This is a genomic window from Streptomyces sparsus (assembly GCF_054776295.1).
On record NZ_BAAHCA010000132.1, the window covers coordinates 1 to 8,538 of the forward strand.

Here is an 8,538-nt window from a genome sequence, read left to right on the forward strand (position 1 = left end):
GGCGACAGCGGTCCGTGCGGCCTCTCGGGTTCTCCGCGCGTCACAGGGACGCGCGGAGAGGCAGGGGCTCGCGCTGTCGGCCGGCGGGGCGGTGCATCCCGAACCGGCAGGGCCGGCGGGGTGGCCGGCTGGACGCCGGCTGCGGGACGGAGCGGAACGGGATCGGGGAAGGGACTCCTTGCATGCGAGACATACGCAGCGACCAGAAGCGGCGTCGTTGGGAGCAGCGGGTGCAGGTCCCGCTGCTGCTGCTCGCCCTGGTGTTCGGGGTGGCCTACGCGATCCCGATCGTGGACGCGGAGGTGGACCCGCTGCTGGTACGCGCGTGTGCGGTGGCCGAGTGGTCGGTGTGGTTGGCCTTCGGCGTCGACTACGTGGTGCGGCTCACGCTGGCCGAGCAGCGGTGGGACTTCGTGCGCAGGCATCCGCTGGCGCTGCTCGCGGTGATCCTCCCACTGCTCCAGCCGCTGCGCCTGCTGCGGCTCGTGTCGGCTCTTGTCCTCGTCGGTCAACGAGCGCGGATGGCGTCCCAGGTGCAACTCACCACCTACGTGGCGGGCAGCTGCGCGGGCTTGCTGATGTTCGGCTCGTTGGCCGTGCTCGAAGTCGAGCGCGACGCTCCGGGCTCGACCATTCAGACCCTCGGGGACGCAGTGTGGTGGTCCTTCACCACCATGACCACCGTCGGGTACGGGGACCTCGCACCGACGACCGGTCTCGGGCGGGTGCTCGCCGTGGGATTGATGCTCTCCGGCATCGCCCTGCTGGGAACCGTGACGGCCAACATCGCGGCCTGGTTCATCGCACGCTTCGACCGGACCGACGACAGCTCCCAGCGCCAGGCCGACGCGCTCGTGCAACTCACCGCGGAGGTGGGTCTGCTGCGAGCCGAGGTGGCCGCGCTCTCGGTCGATCACCGCTCCCACACCTTGAAGGCACGGACCGCGTACGGGGATTCGGGCGCCCAACTGCCGGAGGGATAGGTCGAGAACTCGCCTGTCTCCGCACACACCGGACTCTGGTAGACGGTGACGGGCCGGCCGGTGCGGTTGGCGAGCGCGGCAGTACCGGCGGGGGTGGGCAGCCTGACGCAGTCGCCCGTCGTGACGTCCGCCAGCTCGTAGGCGTACCGCCGGCCGGTGAAGTCCCGTGACCGCCACAGGCACACCCGCCCCGCCTCGCACCGTCCCAGGCGGGACTCGGACCTGACCGAAGGCGGCAACGGGCCGACGGCGGACGTCCGTGCCAGCGCGGGCGCTGGGGCGGCCGACAGCGGCCGGACGGCCAGCGGCGTCCGCCCCACCGGGACCGTGCGGGACACCATCGGCGTGCGGTACGCCAACGGGCTCGGGGCCGTGGCCCCGGCCGGCGCTGCCACCGGAGCGGAAGAGGCCTGCGGTGCCGCGATGGCGGTGAGTGCCGTCAGGAGGACGGCCACCAGGGCAGCAGGGATTTTTCGCATGTGCACAACTCCCCCGTGAAGGTTCCGAGGCCGGCGCCCTCAGCACCGACTGGCACCAGCCTCGGCGCGACCGGCCGGCCTGCCAAGAGCAGACCGGCCGGTTCACCTGCACGGATGGCCGAGTTATGCACAACTGCCGAGTTGTCCACAGGTCTCCCGGCCACGAGCGCCGCGCACTGTACGTTCAGCGCCAATCCATCACACCCGGTGCTCCCGCCCAGCGGGAGCACCTTCCCGCAGTGCTCGAGGAGGCAGGACATGCAGGAATCACACCCGCAGGCCGACCGGGGAAGCAGCGCACCCGGCCACCGAGGAGGACGGCCGCCGCGCGTGCCCGCAGAAGACCTGCCACGCGCGGCCCCGGCCCGGGCCACGTACCCGTTCGGTGGGGCCCGTCCCGTCCTCGGTCTCCACGCCGCAGGCGATTCCCACGGCTCAGGCAGTCCGGCCGCGCGGCTGACGGCCTCCGTCCATGTCCGGACAGCCGGCCCGGTGGCGGAGGGTCCGTGTCCACGCTCCGCCACCGGGCACCACCGGCGAGCGGTGCCACGTGTGCCGCCGTCCCGCCTAGATGTGGACGGCGGGTCCCGTGTCTGCCGTGCCCCGCTTGGTGAACATCGCGACGCCCGCGGCGAGCAGCGCGACGACACCGGCGATGGTGAAGGCCAGGCTCATGCCCGAGATGAAGGAGTCGTGCACGGCGGCGGACATGGCCCGCACCACCTCGGGCGGGGTGCCCTCGGTTGCCGGCGGGGCCATTCCGAGTTCCGCGGCGGCCCGCAGCCGCTCACCCTGTTCACCCTCGAGCGGAGGCAGTTGGGCGGCCTGCCACTTCTCCGGCAGCGTGCTGCTCACCCGGGAGGCCACCACAGCGCCGAGAACGGCGGTGCCGAGGCTGCCACCGACCTGCATGGCCGACTGCTGGAGACCGCCGGCGACACCGGCGTGCTCGAGCGGTGCGTTGCCGACGATGACCTCGGTGGCTCCGACCATGACGGGCGCGAGGCCCAGGCCCAGGAGCGCGAACCACAGGGACATCTGGGCGGTGCCCGTGCCCGGCTCCAGGGTGGACATGCCGAACATCGCCACGGCGGTGACCAGCATCGCGCCGACCAGCGGGACGCGCGGCCCGACGCGCGTGATGATCGCTCCTGCCATCGGCGAGGCGATGATCATCATGGCGGTGAGCGGCAGCAGGTGCAGCCCGCTGTCCACGGGGCTCATGCCGTGCACGTTCTGCAGGTAGAAGGTGACGAAGAAGATGCCGCCCATGAATCCGAAGGCCATCAGGACCATCAGCACGGTGCCCGCGGACAGCGGGACCGAGCGGAACATACCCAGTGGCAGAAGCGGCTCGGCCACCTTGCGCTCCCAGGCGACGAACGCGGCGAAGGTGAGCACCGAGACCGCCAGGAAGAGCAGGGTGCGGGTGTCGCCCCAGCCCCACTCGGGAGCCTTGATGAGCGACCAGATGAGGCAGAACATCGCGGTGGACAGCAGCGCGATCCCGGGCAGGTCGAAGGACTTCGGCGCGTTGTCGGGCCGGTGGTCGAGCAGGATCACCAGGCCGAGCCCCACCGCGATCACGCCGACCGGCACGTTGATGAAGAAGACCGACTGCCAGCTGACGTGCTCGACGAGCAGTCCGCCGACGATCGGCCCGGCGGCCGTGGAGGCACCGATGACAGCGCCCCAGATCCCGATCGCCATGTTGAGCTTGCCGGCGGGGAAGGTGGCCCGCAGCAGGCCGAGTGCGGCGGGCATCAGCAGCGCACCGAAGAGGCCCTGGACCACCCGGAAGCCGATGACCATAGGCACACTGCCGGACACGCCGATCACCGCCGAGGCGGCGGCGAAACCGACCACGCCGACCAGGAAGGTCTGGCGGTGACCGAACCGGTCACCGAGCTTGCCGGCGGTGATCAGGGAGACGGCCAGCGCCAGCAGGTAGCCGTTGGTTATCCACTGCACGTCGGCCAGCGACGCGCCGAGATCACGTTGGATGGCCGGGTTGGCGACGGCGACGATCGTGCCGTCCAGCGCCACCATCATGACGCCAATCGCCACTGCGAACAAAGTGACCCATGGGTGGCCGCGGAGCTTGCCGCGCGCTTCGGCGACGGCGGGTTCCGGTGCGCTGTCGGCGAGCGGGGTGGTGGAAGAACTCATGGGACGAGATTAATGTCAGCCTCTGTCATTTTGCTGTCGAATGTTTGTGACAGGGGCTGTCAGATAGCTCACAGCTAGGCTGGGGCGGCCTTACACACCTGGAGGTGACCCGGTTTGACCGGTCTGCGCGAACGCAAGAAGCAGCGCACCCGGGACGCGCTGATCCGTGCCGCGCACGAACTCTTCGTCTCCCAGGGCTACGAGCGCACCACCGTGGACGAGATCGCCGAAGCAGTCGACGTGTCCCAGCGCACCTTCTTCCGCTACTTCGCGGGCAAGGAGGACGCCGCCCTCTTCATCCAGGAGATGATCCAGCAGCGCTTCCTGGCCGACGTGGAAGGACGCCCCGAGCACGAGCCGCCCATGGCGGCACTGATGGGCGCGCTGGAGGAGGGCTGGGAGAGCATAGGGGAAGCCATCGCCGAGGTCCTGCCGCTGGAGTTGCATCTGCGCATGTGGCGGCTGATCGAGACGACCCCGGCCCTGATCTCGGTGAACCTCCGGCGCTCGATGGAGCTGGAGGAGCGCCTCACCGAGGCGGTCGCGCGCCGCGCCGGCGTCGACCCGGAGGCCGACCCACGTCCGAGAGTGCTGGTGGCCGCGTTCTCCGGAGTGATGCGAGTGGCCATGCACAGCTGGGGACTGAGTGAGGACTTGAGCGTGCAGGGGGCGCGGCGACGTACCAGGGACTACCTCGCGCAGCTGACACCCGCGCTCATGTCCGACTGGAAGCCCGAAAGGGAGTCCCCGAACGAACCGACCGACCGCGCCACCCCGCGTCACCCTCTCCCCTGACCCGGCCGGCTGCTGCCGACCGGCAGCAGCGTCCGCCGCGACCTGAACGCCCCCGCCCGGGCCGCAGGAGAACCACCACCGCGCCGACGCCGTTGCCGGCCTGATGCGCCGGACGCTCAGCCTTCGCGCCCATGTCCAGATCCGCGGACTTCAATCGGCGAAAAAAGTGAGAGGCGTCACGCTCCGTCCGTGGGGCGGCCGGCGTCTCCTAAGGTGTGTCCCCAGTGAAATCCTTGTCCGACCTCACAAACCCCCTGCCCGGCACCGGTCTGTCCGAGACCGACCTGACCGGCTCCACCGTCTGGCGCGTGATGTTCGCCCTGGCGGTGGTCCTCGTACTGCTGGCCACCACGGGGTGGACTGCCGGCAACCACAGGCATGGCCGACCGGCCGGGCCCCGGGCCGCCGCGCTCGCCGCCTGGCAGGAAGCGACGCTGAACAGCCGCGCACTGCCCTCGGTCGACGCCGCACCGCACGTCATCGGTCGCTTCTTCCGCACCCTGGACACCCGCCGGCAGCGGCAACTCGCAGAGCGACATCCCCTGGTCGTCGGCAATCTCAACGGCGTTCCGCTGCCCGTGCGCTACCGGGCCAACCGCCTCGCACTGGCCCAGGCGGTGGGCGTCGAACGGGCCAGGAAGGGCGACGAGCGGTTGACCGAAGCCGGACGGCACGAGGCCGGGCGCCGCATGAACCGCTTCGTCTCGATGCTCCGCACCGGCCGCCAGATCCTCGCCTTCGACCCCTCCGGCCGAGGTCGGGCGGCGGAGGTCTTCGGCGACCTGGCCAAGGCCCGCCGGGTCTCCGTGGTGGTGCCCGGAGTCGGAACGGAGCTGCTCAGCTTCGAGCGGACCCAGCTCAGGTACTCCGCTCCGGTGGGCATGGCGAAGGCCCTGCACCGGCGCATGCACACGGCGAGTCCGAAGCTGCCCAGTGCGACGATCGCCTGGGCCGACTACGCCGCACCGCGCGGCGTCGGGGTGGACGCCGCCACCGGCGAACTGGCCGAACGGGGCGCCCTGCGGCTCAACGCGCTGGTCCGGGCGCTGCCCGCGACGGCCACCGTGGCACTGATGTGTCACAGCTACGGCTCGGTGGTCTGCGGCGTGGCCGGGAAGGACGCCCCGGCGCGGGTGACCGACATCGCGGTCGCCGGGAGCCCCGGCATGCGGGCCGACGAGGCAGCCGACCTGGGTACCGAGGCGAGGGTGTGGGCGATGCAGGCGGAGCACGACTGGATCGCGGACGTTCCGCACCTGGACTTCGGCGGCCTGGGCCACGGCGCCGACCCGATGTCACCGGCTTTCGGCGCCCGACGACTGGCCACCGAGGGCGCCTCGGGCCACACCGGGTACTTCGTCCCGGGCTCGGGCAGCCTGCGGAACCTGGCAGCGATCGGGACCGGCGACTACAGCTCCACCACACGTCTGTGACGCGCGTAGCAAACCAAGGGGGGACGGGCGGGCGACCGCCGCTTACGATGAGCCGCATGGGTGACGTACTGGCCGGAATTCACTCCACCTGGGAGTTCGACGCCGACTCCGTGCTCATCCGCTACGAACGGGGAATTCGCACGCCGAAGCTGTTCCATGTGCTCCGCGAGCGACGCGTCCCCTACGAAGCGATGAGCCATGTGGAGCTGTCGCCCGGCCCCCGCAAGGGAACCGTGGCGTTGAGGGCGGTGCCGCGTAAGGGCGCGGACCCGCTGCTCGACGTCGCGGACGGGCAGCTGAAGGAGAGCAACGACCCGTACCGGCTGCTACTGCCGGCCGCCAAGGAGTCCCTCGCCGAGTACTACGCGACGGAACTGCGCGGCGTGCTCGGCCCACGTGCCGACGAGCCCGCCGACTCCTACCTGGTGCCTGCCCCCGAGGCGCCGCTCCAGTTCAAGGCGTACGACGGCAAGGCGATGTTCGACGGCACGTCGGTGGTCTTCCGCTGGTTCTGGACGGGCGCCTCCTCCGCGAAGTGGAAGGCCGGTGACCAGCGTTTTCCCGTGAGTGAGCTGGCGGGTGTGGAGTGGCGCTCCCCCGACGTGCTCGGCGGTCACCTGCGGCTGCTGCCGAGAGGCCCGGACGGACACGAGCAGCAGCCGGGCGAACCGGACCAGGACCCGGCAACGGTGGTCTTCGGGCTCGGTTACGGCCTGGTGCACGAGTCGCTGCCGCTCGCCGCGGCGGTGCTCGCAGCCGTCCGCGACTGCGAGCCGGCCGCCGTGCTGGAGCCGTCCACGGCTGTCGGTGCCGGGCGCTCGGTGGGCAGTCGGCCGGGGCGCGCCGATCCCGGGGACATAGCCGAACGCATACGGCACCTCGGCGAGCTGCACGAGGCGGGTCTGCTGACCGACGACGAGTTCTCCGCCAAGAAGGCCGAGCTGCTCGCGGAACTGTGACAAGCCCCCAGCCGCACCGGCCCCCGACCCCGGCAACCCCCGAGCCCCTTGAGTCCCCAAGCCACCGCACCGCCAAGCCACCGCACCGCGGCGAGGGCCCCGGATCGCCGGCCCCCAATCGCCAAGCCCCCCGGACCGCGAGGGCGGGCCCCCGGAGCACCGCGAGCCCCGGGGACACCCGCGTCCGCGGGGACTCTGGCGTCCCCGGGGGCACCGGCGTCCGCGGGGTGAGCCGATCCGGCTGGGTCGACGGTCAGCCGCTCTCCGGCAGCCGGTCCGCTTCCGCGTAGAAGCCGATCTTGAAGTCGAGCACCGAGAGTGTGTCCCGCAGTTCGGCGATGCGGTGCAGCACGTCCTTCCGGGTGGCGACCAGCAGCTCCCGGCGCTCGGCGAAGGTGTGCTCGCCCTCCCGGACCAGCTCCGCGTAGCGCACCATGTCCGCCACCGGCATGCCGGTGAGCCGCAGCTTGGCCACCAGCGACAGCCAGTCGAGGTCCCGGTTGGTGAAGCGGCGCTGGCCGGTGTGCGACCGGTCGATGTGCGGCATCAGACCGATGCGTTCGTACCAGCGCAGGGTGTGGGCGCTCAGACCCGTCCAGGCGGCTACCTCGCTGATGGTGTAGTGGTCCTCACCTTCCGGCCGGGGGTGTGTCAGGCGGGTGACCACACACCGGTCCGCCGGGGCGTGCTCCGCCCCGGCATCCACCGGCCGCTCCCCCTGGCACACCGCCCGGCACTCGGGCCGGCACCCCGTCTTGGGCTCCGTCTTGGGCTCCGTCACGGTCATGACCCCCAACGCTATGGGGTTGGAGTGCACTCCAAGCAAGGCCATGGTGACGGTCGCGTTACGCTCGGGGCATGGACAGCCTGCGGATGATCGACAACTGGCCGGTTCCCCGTGCCGCCGCTGCCGTGGTGGCGGCCGACGGCCGCACGATCGGCCACCACGGCGTGGGAGACCAGCGGTTCGCCCTCGCCTCGGTGACGAAGCCCCTGGCCGCCTACGCGGTGCTGGTCGCCCTCGAGGAAGGCGCGTTGGAGCTGGACGAGCCCGCGGGGCCGCCCGGGTCCACCGTGCGGCACCTGCTGGCGCACACGTCCGGCCTGGCGTTCGACGAGCACCGCACGATGTCCGAGCCCGGGACCCGGCGGCTCTACTCCAACGCCGGTTTTGAGGTGCTGGGTGATCACCTGGAGAAGGCCACCGACATCCCGTTCGCCGAGTACCTGCGCCAGGCCGTGCTGGTTCCGCTGGGCATGACCGCCACCGAACTGGACGGCTCACCCGCCAAGGACGGCACCTCGACGCTCTTCGACCTGGTGCGGTTCGCCGCGGAGCTCCAGGATCCTCGGCTGGTCTCGGCGCAGACCCTGGCCACGGCCACCTCCGTGGCGTTCCCCGGTGTGAAGGGTGTACTGCCCGGCTACGGCCACCAGGACCCCAACGACTGGGGGCTGGGCTTCGAGCTCCGGAACGGCAAGTCGCCGCACTGGACGGGCGAGTCGTCCTCGCCTGACACGTTCGGCCATTTCGGGCAGGCCGGAACGTTCCTGTGGGTGGATCCCCGGGCGGGCGCGGCCTGCGTCGCGCTGGCCGACCGGGACTTCGGCCCCTGGGCCGTGGACGCCTGGCCGCCGTTCACGGACGCCGTGCTGGCGGAGCTCCGCGGTACCGACTGAACTCCGCGGCGGCACCGACCGGCCGCGAGCGACGCGCTCC

8 protein-coding genes are annotated in these 8,538 nt (G+C 71.4%); 5 read left to right on the plus strand and 3 right to left on the minus strand.

The window, feature by feature from the left end:
• Positions 1-182: 182 nt before the first annotated feature.
• Positions 183-983 carry a potassium channel family protein gene (locus ACYVE9_RS09670; protein ID WP_461027345.1) on the plus strand — a complete coding sequence of 267 codons (801 nt, stop codon included), beginning with the start codon at positions 183-185 and terminating at the stop codon, positions 981-983.
• On the opposite strand, the gene ACYVE9_RS09675 is transcribed toward ACYVE9_RS09670, so the two are convergent.
• A complete protein-coding gene (locus ACYVE9_RS09675; protein WP_461027346.1) occupies positions 914-1,462 on the minus strand; it encodes a peptidase inhibitor family I36 protein in 549 nt (182 codons plus the stop codon). The genes ACYVE9_RS09670 and ACYVE9_RS09675 overlap by 70 nt on opposite strands.
• A 567-nt stretch (positions 1,463-2,029) precedes the next feature.
• Positions 2,030-3,631 carry an MFS transporter gene (locus tag ACYVE9_RS09680; RefSeq protein WP_461027347.1) on the minus strand — a complete coding sequence of 534 codons (1,602 nt, stop codon included), beginning with the start codon at positions 3,629-3,631 and terminating at the stop codon, positions 2,030-2,032.
• A gap of 114 nt (positions 3,632-3,745) precedes the next feature.
• On the opposite strand from ACYVE9_RS09680, the gene ACYVE9_RS09685 reads away from it, so the two are divergent.
• The 3 genes from ACYVE9_RS09685 (at position 3,746) to ACYVE9_RS09695 (ending at position 6,818) form a co-directional block, all read left to right on the plus strand.
• Complete coding sequence (locus ACYVE9_RS09685) at positions 3,746-4,426, plus strand: TetR family transcriptional regulator (protein ID WP_461027348.1); 681 nt, start codon at positions 3,746-3,748, stop codon at positions 4,424-4,426.
• A 224-nt stretch (positions 4,427-4,650) separates the two neighbouring features.
• Positions 4,651-5,859, plus strand: coding sequence for an alpha/beta hydrolase (locus ACYVE9_RS09690; protein WP_461027349.1), 1,209 nt, complete (start codon positions 4,651-4,653; stop codon positions 5,857-5,859).
• 56 nt (positions 5,860-5,915) lie between these two features.
• A complete protein-coding gene (locus ACYVE9_RS09695) occupies positions 5,916-6,818 on the plus strand; it encodes a DUF4429 domain-containing protein (protein ID WP_461027350.1) in 903 nt (300 codons plus the stop codon).
• 253 nt (positions 6,819-7,071) lie between these two features.
• On the opposite strand, the gene ACYVE9_RS09700 is transcribed toward ACYVE9_RS09695, so the two are convergent.
• Positions 7,072-7,605, minus strand: a complete 534-nt coding sequence (locus ACYVE9_RS09700; protein WP_461027351.1) for a MerR family transcriptional regulator — start codon at positions 7,603-7,605, stop codon at positions 7,072-7,074.
• Between the two features lie 71 nt (positions 7,606-7,676).
• Here ACYVE9_RS09700 and ACYVE9_RS09705 point away from each other — a divergent pair, with 71 nt between their 5' ends.
• Positions 7,677-8,498, plus strand: coding sequence for a serine hydrolase domain-containing protein (locus ACYVE9_RS09705; protein ID WP_461027352.1), 822 nt, complete (start codon positions 7,677-7,679; stop codon positions 8,496-8,498).
• Positions 8,499-8,538 lie beyond the last annotated feature (40 nt).